The 22,631-nt window shown below is 44.7% G+C and carries 20 protein-coding genes; 4 read left to right on the top strand and 16 right to left on the bottom strand.

Features of this window, described 5'->3' with window-relative positions; all coding sequences use genetic code 11:
- Positions 1 to 14: 14 nt before the first annotated feature.
- The 5 genes from HUS26_RS16875 to HUS26_RS16855 all read right to left on the bottom strand — a co-directional run bounded on the left by HUS26_RS16875 (position 15) and on the right by HUS26_RS16855 (position 5,945).
- Complete coding sequence (locus HUS26_RS16875; RefSeq protein ID WP_173918207.1) at positions 15 to 959, bottom strand: ornithine cyclodeaminase family protein; 945 nt, start codon at positions 957 to 959, stop codon at positions 15 to 17.
- Positions 960 to 1,075: 116 nt separating this feature from the next.
- The gene (locus HUS26_RS16870) at positions 1,076 to 2,491 is read right to left on the bottom strand and encodes an NAD-dependent succinate-semialdehyde dehydrogenase (RefSeq protein ID WP_173918206.1); all 1,416 of its coding nucleotides are present in this window, start codon (positions 2,489 to 2,491) and stop codon (positions 1,076 to 1,078) included.
- A gap of 14 nt (positions 2,492 to 2,505) precedes the next feature.
- Positions 2,506 to 3,897 carry an APC family permease gene (locus HUS26_RS16865; RefSeq protein WP_173918205.1) on the bottom strand — a complete coding sequence of 464 codons (1,392 nt, stop codon included), beginning with the start codon at positions 3,895 to 3,897 and terminating at the stop codon, positions 2,506 to 2,508.
- A gap of 14 nt (positions 3,898 to 3,911) precedes the next feature.
- Entirely contained in the window at positions 3,912 to 5,276 is a 1,365-nt protein-coding gene (gene gabT, locus HUS26_RS16860) for a 4-aminobutyrate--2-oxoglutarate transaminase (RefSeq protein WP_371809638.1), read from the bottom strand.
- 9 nt (positions 5,277 to 5,285) lie between these two features.
- On the bottom strand, positions 5,286 to 5,945 hold the full coding sequence (locus tag HUS26_RS16855; protein ID WP_173918203.1) for a GntR family transcriptional regulator: 660 nt from the start codon (positions 5,943 to 5,945) through the stop codon (positions 5,286 to 5,288).
- Between the two features lie 228 nt (positions 5,946 to 6,173).
- Between HUS26_RS16855 and HUS26_RS16850 the strand changes: the two genes are divergently transcribed.
- Positions 6,174 to 6,869, top strand: coding sequence for a hypothetical protein (locus tag HUS26_RS16850; protein WP_173918202.1), 696 nt, complete (start codon positions 6,174 to 6,176; stop codon positions 6,867 to 6,869).
- On the opposite strand, the gene HUS26_RS16845 is transcribed toward HUS26_RS16850, so the two are convergent.
- From HUS26_RS16845 to HUS26_RS16830, 4 genes are all read right to left on the bottom strand, one after another.
- The gene (locus tag HUS26_RS16845) at positions 6,866 to 7,255 is read right to left on the bottom strand and encodes a thioesterase family protein (protein WP_173918201.1); all 390 of its coding nucleotides are present in this window, start codon (positions 7,253 to 7,255) and stop codon (positions 6,866 to 6,868) included. The genes HUS26_RS16850 and HUS26_RS16845 overlap by 4 nt on opposite strands.
- Positions 7,248 to 8,429, bottom strand: coding sequence for an iron-containing alcohol dehydrogenase (locus HUS26_RS16840; protein ID WP_173918200.1), 1,182 nt, complete (start codon positions 8,427 to 8,429; stop codon positions 7,248 to 7,250). Before HUS26_RS16840 ends, HUS26_RS16845 begins: the two co-directional genes overlap by 8 nt.
- 323 nt (positions 8,430 to 8,752) lie before the next feature.
- Positions 8,753 to 9,472 carry a GDSL-type esterase/lipase family protein gene (locus HUS26_RS16835; protein WP_173918199.1) on the bottom strand — a complete coding sequence of 240 codons (720 nt, stop codon included), beginning with the start codon at positions 9,470 to 9,472 and terminating at the stop codon, positions 8,753 to 8,755.
- Positions 9,473 to 9,606: 134 nt separating this feature from the next.
- The gene (locus HUS26_RS16830; RefSeq protein ID WP_254434225.1) at positions 9,607 to 12,000 is read right to left on the bottom strand and encodes an immune inhibitor A domain-containing protein; all 2,394 of its coding nucleotides are present in this window, start codon (positions 11,998 to 12,000) and stop codon (positions 9,607 to 9,609) included.
- Between the two features lie 315 nt (positions 12,001 to 12,315).
- Between HUS26_RS16830 and HUS26_RS16825 the strand changes: the two genes are divergently transcribed.
- Together HUS26_RS16825 and HUS26_RS16820 are read left to right on the top strand one after the other, a co-directional pair.
- Complete coding sequence (locus HUS26_RS16825) at positions 12,316 to 13,590, top strand: OFA family MFS transporter (RefSeq protein ID WP_173918198.1); 1,275 nt, start codon at positions 12,316 to 12,318, stop codon at positions 13,588 to 13,590.
- A 134-nt stretch (positions 13,591 to 13,724) separates the two neighbouring features.
- A complete protein-coding gene (locus HUS26_RS16820) occupies positions 13,725 to 14,174 on the top strand; it encodes a ferritin-like domain-containing protein (RefSeq protein ID WP_254434224.1) in 450 nt (149 codons plus the stop codon).
- 121 nt (positions 14,175 to 14,295) lie between these two features.
- On the opposite strand, the gene HUS26_RS16815 is transcribed toward HUS26_RS16820, so the two are convergent.
- Positions 14,296 to 14,601 (bottom strand): hypothetical protein, encoded by a 306-nt coding sequence (locus tag HUS26_RS16815; RefSeq protein WP_173918197.1) that lies wholly within the window; start codon positions 14,599 to 14,601, stop codon positions 14,296 to 14,298.
- A gap of 39 nt (positions 14,602 to 14,640) precedes the next feature.
- The gene (locus HUS26_RS16810; protein WP_173918196.1) at positions 14,641 to 15,258 is read right to left on the bottom strand and encodes a CoA pyrophosphatase; all 618 of its coding nucleotides are present in this window, start codon (positions 15,256 to 15,258) and stop codon (positions 14,641 to 14,643) included.
- Positions 15,259 to 15,330: 72 nt separating this feature from the next.
- Between HUS26_RS16810 and HUS26_RS16805 the strand changes: the two genes are divergently transcribed.
- A complete protein-coding gene (locus HUS26_RS16805) occupies positions 15,331 to 16,392 on the top strand; it encodes a sulfite oxidase (RefSeq protein ID WP_173918195.1) in 1,062 nt (353 codons plus the stop codon).
- A gap of 364 nt (positions 16,393 to 16,756) precedes the next feature.
- On the opposite strand, the gene HUS26_RS16800 is transcribed toward HUS26_RS16805, so the two are convergent.
- From HUS26_RS16800 to HUS26_RS16780, 5 genes are all read right to left on the bottom strand, one after another.
- Positions 16,757 to 18,826 (bottom strand): amylo-alpha-1,6-glucosidase, encoded by a 2,070-nt coding sequence (locus tag HUS26_RS16800; RefSeq protein WP_173918194.1) that lies wholly within the window; start codon positions 18,824 to 18,826, stop codon positions 16,757 to 16,759.
- Between the two features lie 18 nt (positions 18,827 to 18,844).
- Positions 18,845 to 19,861, bottom strand: a complete 1,017-nt coding sequence (locus HUS26_RS16795; protein WP_173918193.1) for a LacI family DNA-binding transcriptional regulator — start codon at positions 19,859 to 19,861, stop codon at positions 18,845 to 18,847.
- A 312-nt stretch (positions 19,862 to 20,173) separates the two neighbouring features.
- Entirely contained in the window at positions 20,174 to 20,854 is a 681-nt protein-coding gene (locus HUS26_RS16790; protein WP_173918192.1) for a YesL family protein, read from the bottom strand.
- A gap of 20 nt (positions 20,855 to 20,874) precedes the next feature.
- Entirely contained in the window at positions 20,875 to 21,711 is an 837-nt protein-coding gene (locus HUS26_RS16785; RefSeq protein WP_173918191.1) for a carbohydrate ABC transporter permease, read from the bottom strand.
- Positions 21,711 to 22,586, bottom strand: a complete 876-nt coding sequence (locus tag HUS26_RS16780) for a carbohydrate ABC transporter permease (protein WP_173918190.1) — start codon at positions 22,584 to 22,586, stop codon at positions 21,711 to 21,713. Before HUS26_RS16780 ends, HUS26_RS16785 begins: the two co-directional genes overlap by 1 nt.
- Between the last annotated feature and the right edge of the window lie 45 nt (positions 22,587 to 22,631).

Raw genomic sequence — 22,631 nt, 5'->3', positions numbered from 1 at the left:
TGCTTCACATGGATTCATCCTCTCGTGTCTAATTTTTCATATAAAGCTTTTGTTACTACTAGGTCAAAAATGGCAGCACCGACGGATTTGAAAATAATAGATTGATCTTCTGGATGCTGCGGTTGATGTTTACGTTCAATGATATCTTTAAGGGAAAGCGTCTGATCCGGATCAACGCCGAGTTCTTTCGCCCTAATCATATCCCCTGATTCACGGAAAGCACTTGGAGCGTCAACATATACTTCATCCGCTTCAGACAACACGTGGTCAGGAATCTCCTGCATCGACGGGCGGAATGAACCGACGCCTGCAATCAGCTTTCCTTTATAGCTGGAAGCATCAAGTTCGGGAAGTACCGGAGTTTCTGAAGTGGTCGTGGTGACGATAATATCTGAGGTGAGAACTAATTCCTTAAGTGAAGCTTTTTCAATATGTAGGTTCGGGAAGGATTCACGGGCTTCCTTTATAAAATTCTCCAGCTTGTCCTGGCTGCGGTTGTACACCTTCACCGTTTCAATCGGCCGCACGGCACATGCCGACTGCAGGTGGCTCCACCCTTGAGTTCCTGCTCCAATGATGCCGAGTGAAGAAGCATTCTCTTTAGCTAAATATTTCATACCCAGCCCGCCAAGCGCGCCTGTTCTAAGGGCCGTAATCGGTACCGCATCACACATAAACAGCGGCTCCATCGTTTGACGGCTGTAGAGAACCATCAGCCCATGAATCGTCGGCTTGTTAAGCTCCGTGTTTTTTGGCGCTACCCCGACAAGCTTCGTCGCATAGTAATCACCAAAATAAGAAGGCATCAGCAGGCTCGTATTGCCGCCGTCCTCGATGTGCATGCGGTCAGGCATGACAATATCGCCTGAATTATCATCGAGGTAGAATTTTTCAATGGAGCGAATCGTTTCATCCATTTTTAATAACTCGTTTACTTTCTCAGCAGTAAAGTATTCCATTTTAAACCTCCTTAGGAAAATAATAACGATATGGTATCATAGTTTTCTGAAAAATTAAATTTTTAGTCTGGTTTCAAAAAAATGAGCACCTCAAAAGATAGGTGCTCATTATGTGACTATAATCCAATGGAAATATACTTCGTTTCTAAATATTCCTCAATTCCATGATGGCCGCCTTCTCTTCCTAAACCACTTTCTTTAAATCCTCCAAACGGAGCTTGAGCTGCTGACGGAGCGCCATCATTCAGCCCGACGATGCCATAATCCAGTTTTTCAGAAAGTGTCAGGGCTTTCGTAAGGTTTTCTGTGAATAAATAAGCGGCTAAGCCGAATGGAGTATCATTTGCTCTTTGAATGGCATCTTCTTCATCTGTAAAAGTAGAAACAGGCAGAACTGGACCAAAGGTTTCTTCTCTCATGCACAGCATGGAATCCTCCACATTTGTCAGCACGGTAGGCTCTACAAAGTAACCCAGGTCTGATTCAAAGCCTTTTCCTCCAACGGCAGCGTCAGCACCATGATCAACGGCTTCGCTAATATGACGGGTAACTTTTTCATAAGCATGCTTATCAATCAGCGGTCCTATATCTGTATCGGGATCCATGCCGTCTCCGACCCTCAGCTTCTTCACGGCTTCTTTCAGCTTTTCAGTAAATGGCTCTGCCACAGATTCATGAACAAAAAAGCGATTAGAGCAAATACATGTCTGGCCAGCGTTGCGGAATTTCGAAGCAACCGCGCCGGCAGCAGCTTTGTCTAGATCTGCGTCCGCTAATACTACAAAGGGGGCTTGGCCGCCAAGCTCTAAAGAGATTCGCTTCATCGTATCTGCAGATTTTTTCATCAGCAGCTTCCCGACTTCCGTTGACCCTGTAAAGGAAAGCTTGCGTACGCGGGAGTCAGACAGCCAGACATTGCTGATCGTCTTTGCATCTCCTGTTACGATATTGATTAATCCCGCAGGAGCCCCAGCTTCATGGGCAAGCTCTACGAGTCTAATAGCTGTGAGCGGAGTCTGCTCGGCAGGTTTAATCAAGACAGAACAGCCGGCTGCAATAGCTGGCGCTACTTTCCTAGTAATCATCGCCGCTGGAAAATTCCATGGAGTAATAGCTGCCATTACACCAACTGGCTGCTTCTGAACAAGGATTCTTTTATCGCGTTTGGAAGCAGGGATGGTTTCTCCATAAATCCGCCTGGCTTCCTCCGCGTACCAGGATATGTACTGGTTGGCGTAATTCACTTCTCCTAATGCTTCCTTTAAAGGCTTTCCCTGTTCTTTTGTCATCGTTTCAGCCATCTCTTCCTTATGCTCATCAATCAGCTTATGCCAGCGCCAAAGGAAGCCGGCACGCTCTTCTGCAGACGTTTCCTTCCATTCATGAAAAGCATGGTAAGCTGCGTCCACAGCCAGCTTGGCTTCCTCCTCCCCAGCATCAGGAACAGAGGCAATCTTCTTTTGGTTCAGAGGGTTAAACACATCAAATTCAGCCTGCGTTCTATGTGCTTCTCCATTAATATAGATATCCATCATATATTCTCCTTTTATAATACTTTTTTCTTATCTATTACCTTTTCTTCATAAGCACCGCTTCTCATTCTAATAAAGAAAAATGCTCCAAGCAGTGTCCAGCCGGCAATCATCATCCATTCGTATGGCCATACAAGGGCCGCTGGCATTCCCGGCATATATAAAGTAATGAACCCAAAGCTAAGAATCAGGGCAAGGTAGCCGTAAATTGGAGATTTAGCTGCACGAAAAGGACGCTCCATATCCGGCTCTCTTTTTCTTAAAACGATAAAAGACAGGGCCACCAGAAAATAAGCCGTTACAATTCCAAGCCCGCCTGCATTTACAATCCATACGAGAGCTGATTCTCCAAGCAGAGGAGCAAGCATGGACAGGACACCAATAAATAAAACAGCATTTGATGGCGTCTTGTATTTAGGATGAAGCTTTCCGAACCAGGAAGGGAGCATCCCTGACTCAGCCATGGCATAAAGCACTCGGCTTCCGCCAATAATGAATGAGTTCCAGCTCGTTATAATCCCTGCTACCCCTCCCACAATTAATAACTGCGCAAAGAACGGAGATCCAAAGAGACTGGCAATCGCATCGGCTGTTGCTAGATTTGTAACTTCAAGCTGGGATTGGTTTAATCCAAGTCCCACTCCAAGCGCAATAGCCAGATAAAAAATAATGGCAGAGGCGACGGAAAAGATCAGCAGCTTTCCAATTTGTTTTCTAGGAAGATTGGCTTCTTCTGCCACCTGCGGAATCACATCAAAGCCGACAAATAAGAAAGGAACCATAACCAGCACCGTCATTATCCCAGCTCCGCCATCAATAAAGAAAGGTGATAGGTTAGCAGGGTTTCCATTTGTGCCTGCACCAAAAATTAACAGCAGGCCTACACCTACAATCATTAGTGTGAGGAACGTCTGCAAAGCAGCTGCCTGCTTAACCCCTATATAGTTAATGATCGTAATGATGAGGGCTCCCACAGACCCAATAAGCACCCAGTTAAGGTGGACATCAAAGCCAGCGACCGTCCATAAATAACCCGCCTCATAATCAGGAAGAAGGAAATTGATAACGGTCGGAAGCGCCACAGCTTCAAATGTAGCCACAGATACATACCCAAGCGTAATCGCCCAGGAAGCAATGAATGACATATTGTGGCCCAGAGCCCGATGCACGTAGGCATGTTCTCCGCCCACTTTCGGCATAGCCGAAGCAAGCTCCGCATAGTTAAGTCCAACAAATATAACAAGCAGCCCGCCGATCGCAAATGCAACCAAGGCACCAAATGAACCAGCAGAAGTAATCCAAGTCCCGGACAATACCACCCAGCCCCAGCCGAGCATTGCACCTAAGGCTAAGAAAAGCAAATCGAATTTAGATAATACTTTTTTCAGCTTCTTTCCTTCTTTCATGGAAAAACCCCTTTCTATATTGAGTATTGTGCTTTTTCATTCCAGACTTTACGAACTGAATTTGTGATAATCTCAAGACCCTCTTCCAGTTCTTCATCTGTAATGACAAGCGGCATTAAAAAGCGGATCACGTTTCCATATACACCTGCTCCTAATACGAGCAACCCTTGCTGCTGCGCATGGGCAATCATTTTAGCAGTTGAAACCTTATCAGGAGTTTTTTCTTCCTTGTCCCTGACAATCTCTACGGCAACCATTGCGCCTATACCACGTACATCACCAATACAATTGACTTCTTCTTTTAGTTCATGAAAGGCTTTTTTTACCTTTTGGCCAATAACGTCAGCACGTTGATTTAATTCTTCTTCTTCAATAATTTCAATCGCTGCAAGTGCGGCTCTGCAGCTTACTGGATTCCCGCTGTATGTACCTCCAAGTTCCCCTGGTCCAGCTGCATCCATAATTTCCTTACGACCGATAACTCCGCTGATCGGCATGCCGGCTCCTAAGGACTTAGATACAGTGATCAAATCAGGAACTACGTCATAATGATCACATGCAAAGTAATGCCCTGTCCGGCCAAAACCTGTCTGTATTTCATCGGCTACAAATAAAATGCCATGCTGTTCACAAAGACCCTTAACCGTTTGAACAAACCTAGGATCAGGAACGATAAACCCGCCTTCTCCTTGAACAGGCTCCATAACCACAGCAGCTATCGTTTCGGGAGCCACCTCTTTAATGAGGAAGTCCTCGAACTGCTCAATCATGAAGTCCACGTATTCATCTTCATTCATCCCCTTTGGACGGCGGTAGGCATAAGGGAACGGAGCTTTATAGACTTCAGGTGCAAACGGACCGAATCCGAATTTATAAGGTTTTACTTTACTTGTCATCGACATCGTCATTAACGTCCGGCCGTGAAAAGCATTCGCAAACGTGACAACCCCTTGTCTGCCTGTATACTTGCGAGCTACTTTCACTACATTTTCAACAGCTTCAGCCCCGCTGTTTTGCAAGAGTACTTTTTTATCATGATTCCCCGGAGCCAGCTCTGCCAGCTTTTCAGCCAAAGCGATGTAAGGCTCATACATCATCACATTGAAGCCTGTATGAATAAACTTTTCCACTTGGTCATGGAGAGCTTCTTTCACTTTCGCATGACAGTGGCCCACATTGATCGTCCCAATCGCTCCTGCAAAATCAATGAATGTATTGCCATCGACATCCGTCACTCTTGCCCCTTCTGCTTTTTCTACAAATGTAGGGATTCCATAGCTTACAGCGTCCGGAACAATATGATGACGTCTTTCAAGCAGATCTTTGGCACACGGCCCTGGTAAACTTGTACGAACTAAAGCATTCTTTGTCATGTGAATCTCTCCTTATCAGCTGAAAATTGATGACCTCTTGGACAAGTCCTCCAATGTGGAAAGCAGATGGTCCTCAATGGCCTGGCATATACCATCCGTATCTCTTTCCTTGAATTTACTAATGATCGCGTTATGTTCAGGGATGGACTTTACTTCATCAAAAGGAGTCGAATAAAATTCGTCCCGTAAGATGAGATAGCCATCCGACCATTGATTCAGCTTCTCTATTTCTTCTAATAGAAACTTATTGCCAGAAATTCTGGCAGGAAAGCTGTGAATGAAACCATTCACTCTCATAAACTCTTCAAAGTCTTTCTTTTCGTAAGCTTCGATTTCCTGCTCCTGAAATTCTTCCAGCTGCTGGATATCTTGTTCAGTCAGCTTTTTGACTGCCAATTCTGCTGCATATTTCTCAAGTACCACCCGTAAATTAAAAACATCTTCAAGCTCTTCATCTGAAGGGTTGTAAACAATCGCTCCTTTATTAGGAACCAATTGAATCAAACCTGCGCTCTCAAGCTTCTTAAAAGCAGCCCGAATCGGAGTCCTGCTCATCTTCAGCTCCTTACTCACCCATTCCTCTGTCACTCGCTGGCCTGGATTTAGCTTCTTAAGCATGATTGCCCGCTTTACTTTTTCAAAAGCAAGCTCTTCGTTACTTTTTTGGTTAACCATAAGCTGTCCTTCTCCTTATTGTGTACAATAATTGTATACAATTTATAATTTAGTTAATATTCTAACTTATCTAAAAATATTTATCTAGTAATTTTCTGAAAAAATAGAATTTAGGGAAAATGAACCTAGTTTGATTTCACAAGGGAAGTATAGGAGGAAACAGCATGTTAGAAGCAATTTGAAAAAATGTATAGAATACTTTTAAAAACGAAAGGAGATTGAAGTGAAGTGGATACCGTTCTTTTCAGCTTGTTGGCTTTCGTTTACACTGCCCTTTTCATATCAGCGATTAAAATATTTAAAAGCCGCTATGTTGTGAGCACAGCTTTCCTTCTGCCTGTGATCGCAGGACTAATCTATGACAATGGAATCATTGCATCCGGACGATTGATCGGGGAAGGAACATTGTTGGAGAGCTTGAATCTTGCCCGGTTCTGGATTCATGCCTTTTTCACACCGCTTCTTGTCCTGTTTGCCTGGAAAACCCTTGAACAGGCAGACATCTGCTTGGTAAAAAAGTCGTGGGTACGGCTCTCTGCCTTTGTTTTAACGGCATCGCTGGTGCTCATCGAACTTTTGACAGAAGTATTTGGGCTCGAGTTAGAACCCAATTGGGAATACGGAGTACTAAGCTACAGCAGTTCCGAGCCTTCAAGCGGTCCCCCGATTATGGTGCTGATCGTCTCCTTCGTGCTTCTTGCCACCTCCGTTATGATTTGGCGTAAGCAGAAGTGGGCATGGTTCTTCATCGGTTCCTTTTTAATGATCATAGGGAGCACTGTTCAGCTGCCTGTAGAAAGCGGCGCAGTTACGAATTTCTTTGAATTGATTTTGCTTTGTTCTTTGCTTGGAACTGCTTATTTTCAGGGAAAGCCGGTGATTAGAAAAAGCAGTCCTGAACACAGGACTGCTTTTCCTACTTAATATAAATGTGCTTCAAGCGCTTCGCGAATCTTACCCGGAATTCTCTCCGATGCCTGCTTCTCCAAATTATAGTTCACATATGTCGTTGTCCCTTTCGCACACAGCGTATCCTTCTGCCACACTTCTTCATACAGCTGAAGACTGGTGTTGCCCACTTTATTCACCCACGTACGGATTTCAACATTCACCCCGAAATAAATTTGGCTGGTGTAATCAATATTCATATTAATAATAATCATCTTCCAGTTTGCAAAATTATCATCGGGTGTAAACAGCTTAAAAATCGGATTACGGCCGGCTTCAAGCCAGACGGGGATGACCGTATTGTTGATGTGGCCGACTCCGTCCGTTTCCGAAACGCGGGGTTCAATGGTCGATTTAAACATGATTGGATCCGTCCAATCGTCTGTGATAGGCATTCGTGTAAATTTGGTGAATTGACTGCTCATCAAGCTTTTTCGGGCTTCGGTTGAGCAGTCTAGTTTGCTTAATGCCGTTTCTTGTTAAAGACTCGATATCTTTTTCTTTAATTTCGTAAGCACTGAGCTGAGTCGAAAGCCCGACGTCCTCAACTAAGTGAAATAACTCCCAAACGACCTCCCGGGCGAGTGTACGATTGTCTTTTCCTTCTGCAGGCAGTCCCATGGCTTCAGCAACTTTGCTCATCTTATGGAGGCATGCAGGCCAAATGTGGTCATAAACATACGGCAGCAGAACGGCATTTGATTCGCCGTGGGGAATCTTAAATAAGCCGCCTAACGGATAAGCTAATGCATGTACTCCGGCGACACCGGCATTGTAAAAACTCAGTCCGGCAATTAGGCTTCCAAGCGCCATTTGTTCACGGGCATGCTTGTCTTTTCCGTTCCAGACAGCTGTTCTGATATTTGCGCTGATTTTTCCGATAGCATCGAGCGCCAGTGAGTCCGTGAGCGGACCAGCTTGTGTGGACGTATAGGCTTCAATTGCGTGCGTTAAGGCATCAATACCGCTTGCGGCAGTCACTTTTTCAGGAAGTGAGTAAGTTAAAACAGGATCGACAATGGCGTAATCGGCCAGCAAGTATTCGTGGGTGATTACGTCTTTCGTGTCTTCTAATGAAAAAACAGCGATGTCCGTTACTTCGGCTCCCGTTCCGGCCGTAGTTGGAATAAACAGCTTGGGAACACCCTTATTCTCAAGCTTTTTCGTTCCATTTAGGTTTAAATATTCCTCCACCTTACCTTCGTTCTCTACTAACACGGCTGTAGCTTTCGCAATGTCAATGGCACTCCCGCCGCCTACGCCAATCACTAATTCAGGCTGGCTTTCCCTGGCTTCTTCAACCACTTGATCTGCTGTATCGATCGGCGGTTCCGGCACGACACTAGTAATAATATCAAGTTCAACATTTTCGTTATGTAAAATTTCTAAAACGGGATCAATGACACCAAGCTCCTTTAATATCGGATCAGTGATCAGGACCACCTTTTTTACCTGCAGGTCCTGGATGATTTCGGGCAGCTTGCATAACGATCCTTCTCCATAGTAAATATGCTTAGGTGAAACAAACGGATTCATTTAAAAACTCCTTTATTCCAATATTTAGAAAGCGCTTTCATTTATTAAAATTTTACGGCCGCTCGGCGGTTACGTCAAATATTTTCCAGCTGGAGAAGGGGGGACGATATTCATTCACAAAAACAGCGAAGAAACCTTGCTATTAGAAATGGGCACTCATTTATATTTCGACAGGTTTTAAGCAGCACCGCAAAATTTAGTATTATTTCCTCGGAAATAATCGTGAAAACCAAGTATAAATAGGAAGAAAAGGGGTCAGAAAGCATTCCATCTATAAACAAAGCCGGCCCCTAGTGTCGTTCACACCGTGAGACCGGCTCATTTTAATTATTTTTACTTTTATCAAGCTTCTTCCAAAATTCTTTTGCAATAGCTTGATAGCCTTCTTTACTCACATGAATATTATCAGGGTTTGGAAGGTATGTTTCATAGTTTTTAGCAATCACTTTTTCAGTCGAGATATAAGTATCTCCGTTCTCACTTGCCGCTGACTGAATCACTCCGTTTAAAGCGTCCAATAAGAACTTTAGCTGAGGCTGCAATGCTTCAGGAGCGTAAGGAAATGGATTGTAATAGCCCAGAACATACACTCTGGCATCTGGGTTGATGGCATCGATTTTACTTAAAACGCCTTGTAAATTGACAGCCACCCCCTGTAAAGCACCAGGAACCAGGGAAGGATTGAAGCGCACCGGCAGCAGGTCATTGGCGCCAATATTAATTGTGATGTATTCAGCTTCTTTAATTTTTCCTTGAACAAATTCTTCATTAAGTACAGCTGCTAGATTAGCAGATGTGTGTCTGGGAACGGCAAAATTAGCATAATCTACGGTGTACTGTGACTGTTCCAAACGATCGACAAGGTAATCGGGATAGCCTGAGCCAGGCTTGTTGTCCGGCGTAATCCCATAGGCTAACGAGTCTCCTAACGCTACATAATCGACTTCTTTTTTCACAGGTCCTTTGGCAGAAACAGCAGACGCCACTGAAATCAGCAGGACAAAAACAAGCAGAAAGGCGGAGAGCTTCTTCATTTGTTTCATCAGCCAATCATCTCCTGTCATTCGTTATAACGATCATCTTTATCATACTAAAGCCTGTCTATGAAAACAATAAAATTTTCCAGCAAAAAGACCTGCTTCTTCCCCAATAGAAGCAGGTCTTCTAAATCTTCCTATTAATCTCTTGTCAGCTTAACTTTTCCTACCGTGCGATCCTTTGCTTCGCCGGTTACTTCAATGTTCAGTCCATACTCAGGAACATTGCGCCCTGCATCTGGAAGGACTGGATTTAAATAGTTTTTACTGTCATCAAACTTCTTCACAAATTGTTTCTTCTTATCTTCAATGGTATAGCCGAAAGTATCGCGGTAATCGATGAACATCTTCTCATCATGACGGAGGCTGAAGGCAGCATCATGAACTTGGAAGCGGGTAGAAGCAGGCTCACCGTCACTTCTCATGATCCCTCTCTGATCCGCATCCACAACTCCCAGGTACCCTTCACCTGGGTGAGCGCCTGTCCAGTTATCGCTGTATTTATTATCAACATACCAAATTACTAAACCTGGATCATAAACCATCAAGCTGTTGCCGCGACGGATATGCTTTAACCCTTCATCGACACCCTCATGATTTCGCCACTCTAATAAATAGTAATGCTCGGAAGTTTTCCATCCATTATCCTTCTTAAATCCATCAAGCTCCACTTTGGGCTCGCCTTCTGCATCGTCAAAAAATACTTCCTCCCCATCTGCTGTAACGCGGATGTCATCGGCATATAATCCCGGCAGAACCGCGGCCACGTCTGTCCAATAGTTAATTTTCACTTGAATATTCTTGCCCGCATAGTCGCTTAAATCAAACTTGGCATCTACCCAGCCGTCTGACTTACCAGTAATTCCGTGTCCAGGGTTTTGTTCATGCGGGTCAGTATCAGTAGTAATGTTACCTGGAATCACATCCCATGCTTCCCCGTCTTCACTTACTTGCACAGAACCGTAATCCCAATCGACTTCAATATCATACCAGACTTTAAATGCCAGTTCACCAGACTCGGCATTCGTTAGATCTACGTCCATCACTGCTGAATGATCGAGGTTATTTCCGCTTCCGCTAAAGTATTCATATTCTCCGCTAAATGGTGTATTGATCTGTGTTTCTTTATCAGGCAGGTTGACACGAAGGGCATCTAAGTTCGTCCCTTTTGTATTGGCCTGATCCAGTAGAACTTCCATTCCTTTTTTATCGACTTCATCTATGTCTACTTCATCGTACTTCAGCCAGTTGCCGCCATGATCGGCCTGCAGACGTTCTTTAGCATAGGCGCTGAATCCTGTAGGTTCTGTACCAGGAATGTCTCCGGCCCAGCTTCCGCTCGCCATAATCGACCAGTAGGCTACCGCTTCCCCTTGTCCAGAATAAGCCGTATCATACTCATCCGGCAGGCCTAAGTCGTGACCGTATTCATGAGCAAAAACTCCAGCTGCTCCGTCAGCAGGCTGAACGGTATAGTCATAAGCTGCCATGCCGCCGCCCCAGTAAGGGACTTCAGCATCAGGGGCTCCAGGGATCGCAAAAACATTGCCAAGATTCCAGCGGTGAGACCAGATCGCATCTCCACCTAACTGACCGCCGCCGGCTTCTTCACCAACGGCCGAGTGTACAATCATTAAATGGTCAACAAGGCCGTCCGGCTCACGGGTATTTCCATCATTGTCTAAGTCATAACGGTCTTCCTGATCATAGTCTGCCAGATTCATATCAGGGTCAGCCGCTGCTGCTTCAAGGGCTTCCCTCACAAGTCCGCGTGCATTCGTATCACTTCCGTCAGGCTCTGGATCATTCGCCCCATAATAAGCTGCCGGATTTTCAGCTTGGTACCAGCCGGCCACCTCTCCATCTATCGTATAAGCGCCGTTGCTCTGTTCTTCATAAAATTGTTTCATAGATACAAGGTTTTCGCCGTTCGGACCTTCATAGCCTTCATCTCCGAATACCATATCTTCATAATGCTCTTTTACATATTCGTCATAATACATATTAGTATCTTCAGAGGTTATATCAGTGGCAGGCGCGTCAGGAAATTCGATTAACAGTACAAGTACGTTATCGGTTCTGACGTCTCCGTTATATTCTTCCTCAACAACAGATGTCAGGTTCTTCTTGCCCTTTTTCCCTTTGCCTTTCGCCTTTCCTTTATTGTCTTTTTTCAGTTTTTCATTTACTTCCTCTTCAATTTTGGCTTTTTCATCATTAAGTTCACCGTCATTTTCCATTTCCTTTGCGGCTTCCGACTTCTTCGTCAGGAATTGATCGAGAGCCTTTTCTGCCTGTTCAGGGGAAGCGTTTTCAGGAATTTCCCCGCTTTCTTTTAACATCTCAATCAGTCGCTCTTCATTGGCGATGGCCAGATCAAAGGGACCTTGTCCATGCGCATGCTCTTTTTTCTCTTCCTGCTTTGCTGAAACCGGCTCTGCTGCCTTCGCCGTTTGGCTCGTCGCAGGGCCTGTAATTAAACCGAAACTTAAAGCCGTTATCATTGCCATTGAGAAAACCTTATTCGCCCTCAAACTTACACGCTCCCATTTATGTATATTTTCGCAACAAGTTAACTATATGGTAAATTCTGAATAATGAGAATCATGCAATGGGATTATTATTTCATGCTTTTTTTACAAAAATCTACAACATAATTATATTAATATAGGCACTTATACACCGATAATTAAAAAATATAATTATTTTTAAATAGAAAAAAGAGGCTTTAAGACCTAAAAGCGTTAAATTACTGATATTTTAAATATTTCAAAATAATTTGATTTTATACCATCTAGTATGTATCCTTTGTGTAGGCGCTTACAAAGAGAGATAAAAGGAGGAACAACATGAAAGCAATGAGGAACAGATGGTTAATTGCTTTATCCGCCATCGCCATTCACCTATCCATCGGGGGAGCTTACGCATACAGCGTGTACACCACTCCTGTCAGTGAACAAATGGGATGGACTCCAACTCAAGTAACAATCGCATTTACAATTATGATGGCGCTCGCTGGTTCATCAGCGGCCCTGTTTGGAAAATTTGTTGAAAAAGCCGGTCCAAGAAAATCAGCTATTGTGGCTGCTGTTTTATTTGGATTAGGACAAGCTGGGTCAGGTTTAGCTATTGCGGTAGATTCACTGATCTTATTCCTGCTGACCTACGGACTCGCCAGCGGACTTGGGCTTGGGATCGGCTACATTTCACCCGTATCCACTCTGGTTAAATGGTTCCCTGACCGAAGAGGTTTAGCTACTGGATTAGCGGTCCTTGGGTTTGGTACGGGGGCCCTTATCACAGCACCCGTTGCTGCTCAACTGATGACGACCGTCGGCATATCCAATACCTTTTATATATTAGGTACCGCTTATTTCGTATTTATTACATTAGGCGCTTCCTATATTGCACCGCCGCCTGAAGGCTGGATGCCGGCTTCGATGAAGAAAGATATGGCTTCCGGTAAAAAAGTATTCAAAAAGGACCTGCAGCAGTTATCGTCCAGGCAGGCCGTAAGAACGAAACGTTTCTGGCTGTTATGGGGTATGATGCTCATTAACACGACGGCTGGAATTATGATGATTTCCGTAGCATCGCCAATGGCCCAGGAAGTCGTCGGAATATCGGCAGCTTCAGCCGCAGCCATGGTCGGGATTATGGGGATCTTTAATGGCGGAGGAAGAATTGGCTGGGCCGCCGCTTCGGATTACCTTGGCCGTTCTAATGTATTTCTCGTGTTTTTCGTAATCCAGATGGTTGCTTTCTTCACCCTGCCGATTACGACGAACGTCATCTTATTCCAGCTCTTTATTTTCCTTGTAGTCAGCTGTTATGGCGGAGGATTCTCTAATCTTCCGGCGTTTATCGGGGACTTGTTTGGGACAAAACAGCTCGGCTCGATTCACGGCTATCTTCTTACGACATGGTCGCTTGGAGGAGTATTCGGCCCGATGCTCGTTTCCCAGATCAGAGATCGAACCGATGGCTATACGGCTGTATTTTACGTTTTCTTCGGGTTAATCACTCTGGCGTTTATCCTTTCCTTGTTTATGAAACGGGATATCAAAAAGACCGAGAAAGAAATGCAGGAAAAACAGCGCAGAGAAGAAGCGGTTAATTATTAATCTATTTAAAAAGCCTGTTCCGTGGTGCGCGATAGCACCGCAGGACAGGCTTTTTATTTTAGACAGACTGTCATAATCTCCCCCGCCTCATTCATACGATAAAATGATTTTACTATTTAGGGGGAGCTTCTATTATGTATACAAATCCTTACTATTACCAGAATTATCCCTATTACGCCCAGGATTATCAGATGACGAGAGATTTAACAGATGATATTGAAAAAGCGATTAACGCCGAATACAGTGCAATTGCCTGCTACGAGAAAATCGCTGAAATGGCATCCGATCAGGCGACACGCGATCAAATCATGGAAATCAGGAATGATGAACAGAAACATTTTCAGGCATTCTCCACGATTTATATGCAGCTGACAGGCAATCAGCCCTCACCTGAGATCATTGAGGAATGTCCGGAAACTTATGAGGAAGCGATTGATTTTGCTTTTAAAGATGAGCAGATGGCGGTTGATTTCTATTTAGACATCGCGGACAGCGCGCCGAACCAGGTAATTAAAGATACGTTTCGACGGGCAGCTGCTGATGAACAGAACCACGGCGTATGGTTTCTCTATTTTATGAAGTAAATGCAGGGGGAATGCACTCGCTGTGGGGTATCGTCAGGCTCGAGCCTCGCGATTCCCCTTCTCCTTCGTCAACGCAAAAAAGAAAAGGAGTACTCCCCTAAAAAGAGATGACTCCTTTTCTTTATTTTAAAATTTTCCAAAGCCAGTTGTCTTTCTCCAGTTCAATAAAATGAGAAAAGATCCCAAGTGCCCGGACTGTCTTCGTTTCTTCTTCAAATTCAACCGTATATTCCGTCGTCATCAAAACCAGCGAGTTTCTGGTGGAGACCGAATATTCTAATGGCTCGCCCTTCTCATTTTGACAGTCATAATTTGTACAGTCGATCCCTTTTTCTTTTAACATCCACTCCTGAAAATCTCTAAGGGTTGGATTCGTTAAAGCGGCCGCAGCCAAAATAAAAAATAAAATAACACCCGTAACCTTCACTTCCAACCATCCTTTTCAACAACGAGCCACGTGAATCAATTAATCAAGCGACTCAATAAAGGCATGCAGCACTCTTGCCGTCAGCCCCCAAATCACTCTTCCTTCATATTGATAAAAGTATTCTTCCACTTTTCTTGTCTGCCACTCATAATCCTTGCCGTTTGCGATCAGTTCAAACGGAAAGCCTTCCTCCGGCTTCACTTCAAAATTCACATAATGAATGTCCGGGCTGTTCTTTTTGAAAAAGGACAGCGGCACCGTAAAGACTTCCTCAACCTCGGCTGGATTCGGCTGAATGAACTTTTCATCTAGATTAAGAAACCCTACATAAGTGGTTACCATCATGCCAAACGGGGAAACCATGTAATCAAAAGGAAAAACGTCCTGGATATCACCGTCCGCGACCCCGAGTTCTTCTTTCGCTTCTCTTACCGCTGTATCCTGCCCGACTTGATCTTCCTCATCGACTCTTCCCCCGGGAAAGCAAATCTCCCCAGGCTGGCGCCTCATATTCAGGGAACGCACTTCAAATAAGAGGTGAAGCTCCCCATCTTTCTCGATCAGAGGCAGCAGAATGGAATATTTGTTAAAGGCTTTTTGGCCAATCACCTTAGGTTTATGGTTCTTCATTCTTTCAATAATTGATTCTCGTTTCATTAAGACACTCCATCTATCCTTTTCTTATTACTATAACAGACAAAGGGAAATTTTTAGTGACAGGAGGCTGCTATGAGTAACTATTCATTGGTGAAACCATATTTGATTACACGCAGTGTGAGCCCTGAAAACCAGGAAACTCCAATATCTTTTGTAGAAGCTGACAGGATTGAAAACAGGCTTTTTTACAGAAGAAACCACTTTTCCTATCCGAACCTTTCTTATACAAGCTCATGGCTTCCTGTAAATGGTGCGATGCAGCGGCCGACTCTTTTTTCAATGGAAGATCTTTTTCGCTTTCCTTCTAAAACGATAAAAGTACTGCTTGAATGTGCCGGCAACAAACGCAGCTTATTTGAGCCGAAAGTGTTTGGCGAGCAGTGGGAAAAAGGGGCAGTCAGCCAGGGATACTGGACAGGAGTACCGCTTAAAAGCCTCTTAGAATACTGCGGTTTATCCGCTCAAGCGAAAGAAGTGGTCATCGAAGGATATGATCAAGGGAAACGCCCGGATACAGACAAGGTCCATCCTTTTAAAAGAAGCCTGCCGATCGATAAAGCGCTCCACCCCGATACGCTTGTCGCTTATCAGTATAACGGCCAGCCGCTCCCCTATAAGCATGGCTGCCCGCTAAGGTTAATTGTGCCGCAGTGGTATGCGATGGCATCGGTAAAATGGATTAAGCAGATCCGTGTGATCGAGTCAGAATTTGAGGGTCCTTTTCAGTCGATCGATTATATATACTATCCGAATAAAGACGACAATGAAGGGGCTTTTCCTGTCACCACATTAAACGTCAATTCGACGATTCAAAAGCCTGTCGACCACGATAAGTTAGATACCGGACAGCATACGATCAAAGGTATCGCCTATACGGGAGAAGGAAAGATCACACAAGTGGAAATCAGCACGGATGGCGGAAAGTCCTGGACGAATGCAAGCTTAGAGAATGAGCCTTCTGAATATGAGTGGGTATCCTGGTCTCATCAATGGCCGGCCTTGGAAAAAGGGGAATACACGATTATGACGAGAGCGGCTGATTCCACAGGACGCATACAGCCAATGAAACCCTTCTGGAACAGAAAAGGTTATGGGTATAATGCTGTGGATCAAATAAAAGTAAAAATCGAGTAATTTTTACTCTCTGAAGCTATGACCACTTCTCTTTCCACAAGCGACCAGCCAAGCTTCCCCGCTTCGCTCGGGGGTCTAAGCAGGCCGTTTTTTCCGCAGGAGACTTCGTGGTCTTGCTCCTAAGAAATAGTGATTCACCAGAACAAAGGCTTAAAGCGCCCTGATAGACGCGAAACGCATAAGCAAAACGGCCGGAGGAAGGTGGTCTTCCCTTTTAGCAGGCCGGATGGCTTATGACGCGAGTGTCTGGGTGCTGGAGCTGGATGTCGCTATTATAAACATATATATCCACAGCTTGGAATTTTATAATTTCCTAAACAATAAAAAACCAGGCTGTCGAGACTTTGCTCGACAGCCTGTGATCTTAAGCCTGGCGCACCGTCCAGCCTGAGGTGTTTTCTAATACCTCCACGTTATACTCATCACAGCTCCTGGTAATTTTCAGCGAAACGGCTCCGCCTCCTGCTCGCATGCCCTCTACTTTAATTTCATTCATGTTCTCTAAAAAGGCAGGATTCACAGTAACTTCACCTTTTGCAGCATCAGGATTAACCCCGATCACCGCCTGTAAAAAGACGAAGGAAGACGCAGCGGCCCAGGCCTGCGGCGAGCATGTAGTCGGATAGGGAACTAAGTAACCGATCTCTTTGTCATGACCGCAGAATAATTCCGGCAGCCGCAGGTTTTCAAATGACTGCGCGGCTTCGAGCATTCCTTTGACAATCGTCAGTGCTTCAGAGCTTCGGCCGGTTTTAATCAGCCCAAGTAAAATCATTGCATTATCATGTGGCCAAACGCTGCCGTTATGATAGCTCATCGGATAGTAGCCGACAGACTCGCTCGACATCGTCCTGACTCCATACCCATTAAACAATGGCTTCCCCGTCAACACTTCGGCCACACGCTTGACCCGCTCTTCACTGAGCATTCCGGACATGAGAACATGCCCTGGGTTAGACGTGATCGCTTGGACCGGCTCGCTGTCACCGTCAAGAGCAAGGGCGTAAAACTGCTCCTCTTCCATCCAGAAGGCTTTTTCAAACCTTTCCTGCAAGCTCAAAGCTTCCTCTTCCAGCTGTCCGGCTCTGTCCTCATCTCCAAGTTTACGGTAGATCTCAGCCATATTCTGCTTCGCCTGATACACATAGCCCTGCACTTCAGCTAAGGAAATCGGGTCCTCTGCCAGTGTACCGTTCTGATGGACGTTTGAGTTATCAGAGTCCTTCCAGCCCTGGTTAATGAAGCTGTCTTCACTCGTTTTGGCATACTGGATGAATCCGTCGTCTTTGATATTTCCATAGTGATCCATCCATGAAAACGCAGCATTAATCGCCGGCTTTAATTCGAGAATGAACTCAAGATCACCAGTCCAGTTGTAGTATTCCGAAGCTAACACGATAAACAGCGGAGTCGCATCTACCGTTCCGTAATAAGGAGTAAACGGAATCTGGCCCGTTTTCGCAAGTTCGCCAAAGCGGATTTCGTGCATAATCTTTCCTGGCTGTTCATCACGCTCCGGGCGCTCTTCTTTGCCCTGGTAATGCGCCAGGGTCCTAAGCGTTCCTTTTACTTGATCCGAACGGTAAGGAAGCATAAATAAAGAAGTAATCAGGCTGTCGCGGCCAAACGGTACCGAGAACCACGGCACGCCTGCTACAGGGATGCTGCCAAAGCCGACGTCGGTCATCAGCATTCTCGTATCCACGGCTCCCCGTTTGAAAACTTCATCAAATACAGGAAGGTCGCTTTCAATTTTTGTTCCCTGATCGATCCAGTTCTGATAGGAGGCTTCCAGCTTCCCGAGAGCTTCTTCATAAGGCAGAGGCTTGCTGCAGGCTCCAGCGATTACGGGAGTGATAGTAAAAGTAATTGCCTTCTGCTGCTGGGGTTCAAGCTCCAACGTGAAGTGGATAGTTCCGTTACTGCTGATATGGTTGGCGGGGCTGTCCCATTCAATCACCGTTTCCCTTGTTGTATCGTCTTTTCCTTGATAGCCGATCATCATCGAGCCCGGCTTAAACGTATGCCCGGTGAGCTTCCCTACTTCGCCGCTTTTAAATTGGCGGACGATAAACATATCCTGAAAGTCAGCGTCCAAGCTTACGGAAGCCTCCACCTGCGTTGCTTCAAGAAAATAATTCGTAAACGTCACGCGTTCATAGAAAATCCTCTGATGAATAAACCGTTCGCGCACTGCTTCCACAGCCCCTACGTCTTCTTTGTTTTCTACGAGACGTATCGTGGCGATATAATTTTTATCGTCATTGGAGGAGAGAAGGGACGGCTCCTTTCCGTTTATTTTAAGCTCAAATTGACTTAGAAATCGCGTATCCTGCGTATAAAGCCCATACCCTTTTTGGTCTCCTGCCAGAATGTCTCCATTCTTTTCGGTCGTAAGAAATACGTCGTCTTCCTTTATGACACTATAGTCCATCGCTCTTCTCCTTAACAGTTATATTTTTCGTACGCTTTCCCTTTTGACGAGTTTATGATTCACAAAGATGTGATGACGGTCGAGCTTACCTTCCATTAAATCAAGCAGCAGCTGAGCCGATTGCTTCCCGATTTCAAAAAAGTCCTGCTGGACGGACGTTAAAGGAGGATACGTCAGACTGCTGAACGGAAGATTATCAAACCCTGTGATCGACAGGTCTTCGGGGATGCGGAGCCCCGCTTCTTTGACTGCCTTCATCACGCCAAACACCATAAGGTCGCTAAAGCATAAGAAAGCCGTCGGACGTTTAGCCTGCAGGTACTCTTTGGCTAGTTGATAAGCCTTCTCTTCGGAAAAATCCGCATACAAAATATCTAGATCTTTAAGTAGAATACTATTCTCCTCTAGAGCGTCTTCTACTCCTTTTAGCCGCTCAATATTCACCGTCGTTTCTTTCGTTCCTGCGACGATGACGATTTCTCTATGATTATTTTCCAGTAAATGAACAGCCGCTTCTTTGGCAGCGGCCCGGTTGTTTAACGATACACCGCCAATGTAAGGATTGGTTTTGTCTTCTGTCATCATATCCACACAGACGCAAGGAATCTTCGTATCTACCAGTTCTCTAAAATAAGCATCGTCTGTCCGCATTCCCTGCAGGATAGCGCCGCCAATATTCCGCTCACGGCAAAATTGGGTATAGCTCTTCTGCTTCTGTTTCTGTGAATCTATTAAAAAAATCGACAAGTCATATCCTCTCTCTTCGACCGCTGTATAAATCCCTTTAATGACCTCATAGGCGTTCGTATCTTTCTCGTTATGATTCAACACGGCCGAAGAAATCAGCCCGACGTTTGTCTGCTTTTTAGAAGACAGATTTCTGGCAGCGAGGTTTGGAGTATAGTTTAGTTCCATGGCGATTTTTAAGATTCTTTCCCGTGTCATTGGGTTAATATCGGCGTAATTGTTAAAGGCCTTTGATACGACGCTGACCGATACTCCCGCTTTTTTTGCTACATCTTTAATGGTGGCCATGCTCTTCCCCTGCTTCCTGTGATTATTGTTTTAATGATTGGTTTGCTGATGACTTGCTGTTGATTTCAGGAAAATCACTCGCTTTCCGCGGACGAACGTCCGAGCTTCCTCGAGAAAATCGCTCTGCGAGGTCTCGGATCGTCCGTTTTTCCGCAGGAGTCTCGCAATTTTCCTTCAGCACCGCCATGTATCAAAGGAAAGAAAAATTCGCTCATAATTTTGCAGACAACGCCTGAACCTATCACGAAATAAAAGCTATGGAGTCCAAGCAGACCTTTTTCCTTTCATGAACTTCACCTTTACTTCAAACGTCTAAGAGTTTCTAATCTTAATATACGAGCGGTAGAATAAATAGAAAGATAGACAGGCAATCAGAGAGCCTGTAAAAAAGATAAGTAAAAACCAGATATCCATGCTGATATAAATGATAAACAATCCGAGCAGCCCGGTACCGACCGTAAGCAGCGGCCGGCCGCCAGTCATCATTAAGCTGTTTTTCAAAAGCTGCCGGATAGTCATGTGATAATGCACGCTTAACGAAAAGAAGTGGATCGTCGTCACAAACAGCAGCATACCGATCATGAGGATAACGGTACCCATTAAGCTGTTAACGCCTATAAAAAAGTAGAGATCGACCGCCCAGATCATCCAGATCAAAACCCAGATAAACCCGGCCATCGAACTCTTTTTATAATTGCTTTTTACATAGAATAAATAAGATTTCACAAGTGATGAATGGTCCTTATCAACCATCCAGTCACGCGCCATGGCAAACAGCGCCGTCGTACTTGGGAAAAATAACAACGGCCCGAAGATAAGCAAAGGAGAAAGATAGATAATATCGGCGGACGTACTGAAATTCATCATAACACTTGCCACTACGAGAAAGACGGGAAGGTTAATGATAAACCAGATGACATTAATGACAGAAAGCCGCATTACCCATGTTGTTATAAAATGAAGAACCCCAAAGATTCCCGAGTAGCTCTGCATCTCCTTCTCCTCCTTTGCTGTTATTTAACGGCCCCTTCGCCAATCCCTTTAATAATGTGCTTCTGTGCCAGCGCATAGAAGATAATAACAGGAATGATCGTCAGGACAAGTCCCGCCATAGCCAGGTTCCACTGAATCGTAAATTCACCGAAGAAGTAGAACGTGGAAAGCGGAATGGTTCTTAAGTCTGTGGATGTTAGTGTTAAAGATGGCAGCAGGTAGTCATTCCAGATGCTGATTACATTAATAATCAGGACGGTAACGGTGATCGGCTTAAGCATCGGGAAGATAATTCTCCAGAAGATCCCGAACTTTGAAGCCCCATCAATCGTGGCTGCTTCTTCTAAGGATATCGGAATGGATTTAACAAATCCATGATACAAAAACACGGAAATACTAGAGTTAAAGCCGACGTGCATAAAGATCAGCCCGCCCCGTGTGTTGATCATCGGAAGTCCGGTCGTATCCATTATCGTATCCATCAATTGCATCAGCGGCATCATGATTGTCTGGAACGGAATCAGCATCGTGGCGATAAACGTCATAAAAATAATGTTGCTGAGCGCGTTATTCGTACGAGCCAGCATCCACGCCGTCATTGCTGAAAGAATAACGATGATGATCACTGAAATAATCGTAATATACAAGGAGTTAAACAGGGCCGTCATGAAGTTCATTTCCTCCATCGCGCTCCTATAGAACTCCAGGCTGAAGTTTTCCGGAAATGCTAAGACATTCTCATACAGTGCCGCCCGATCTTTAAATGAGTTGACCCCTATTATGTAAATCGGGGACAGAAACAAGAGAGCCAGTAAGAAAAGCAGGGTTTCTTTAATATAAGCACCTGGTTTTTTCATTACATTTCAACCTCCCGTTTCTTCGTGATGTACACTTGCGTCAATGAAACAATCGCAACGATTAAGAAGAAAATAATCGCTTTTGCCTGGCCGTAGCCATAGTTGCCGTAGCCAAAGATTTCATTAAAAATATTCATGGCAAACAGTTCCGTCGCATTCGCCGGACCGCCATTGGTTAAGGATAAGTTCACGTCGTAAATTTTGAAGGCTTGCGACAAAGCCAGAAATAAGCTGATCGTAAACGCAGGCATAAGCAGGGGAAACGTAATTTTTCTTAACTGCTGCCAGCGCCCTGCGCCATCAATTCGGGCAGCTTCCATAATCTCATTCGGAATACCTTGTATCCCCGTGATATAAATGATCATCACATATCCGGCCATCTGCCACGTAAATACAAATACTAACGCATATAACGCATAATCCGGGTCATTCAGCCAATTAAAGAAGACACTCTCAAACCCTGTGACTTCCCCCATCAATTCAAATACATCAGAAAATACGAACTGCCAGATGTATCCCAGGATCAGTCCGCCGATTAAATAAGGCATAAAGAACATCGTCCGCGCTGTATTCGCAATTTTTAACTTCGAAGTAACAAATAAGGCAAAAGCCAAGCCTGCAACATTAACAGAAATAACCGCCAGAATCGTAAATTTTATCGTGATCCAGGCAGAATCTATAAAACGAGAGTCGTCTAATAGCTGAATATAGTTGTCGATCCCAATCGGTACCATCGGATTCGCACTAATTCCATCCCACTGAAAAAATGAATAAAATATACCAATAATAAACGGGATTATGACAACCGTGGAAAAGATGATAAGTAAAGGACCGGTGAAAAGCAAGAACCATGCCCAGTTTTTTTGTTTGTACACGTCCATCCCTTCTTTCCTGCAGTTTTAAGATGAAAGGAGCGGGGG

Source organism: Halobacillus sp. Marseille-Q1614, assembly GCF_902809865.1.
GTDB lineage: Bacteria > Bacillota > Bacilli > Bacillales > Halobacillaceae > Halobacillus_A.
Note: the sequence above shows the minus strand (reverse complement) of the source record. Positions and strands in the feature narration are given on the sequence as shown.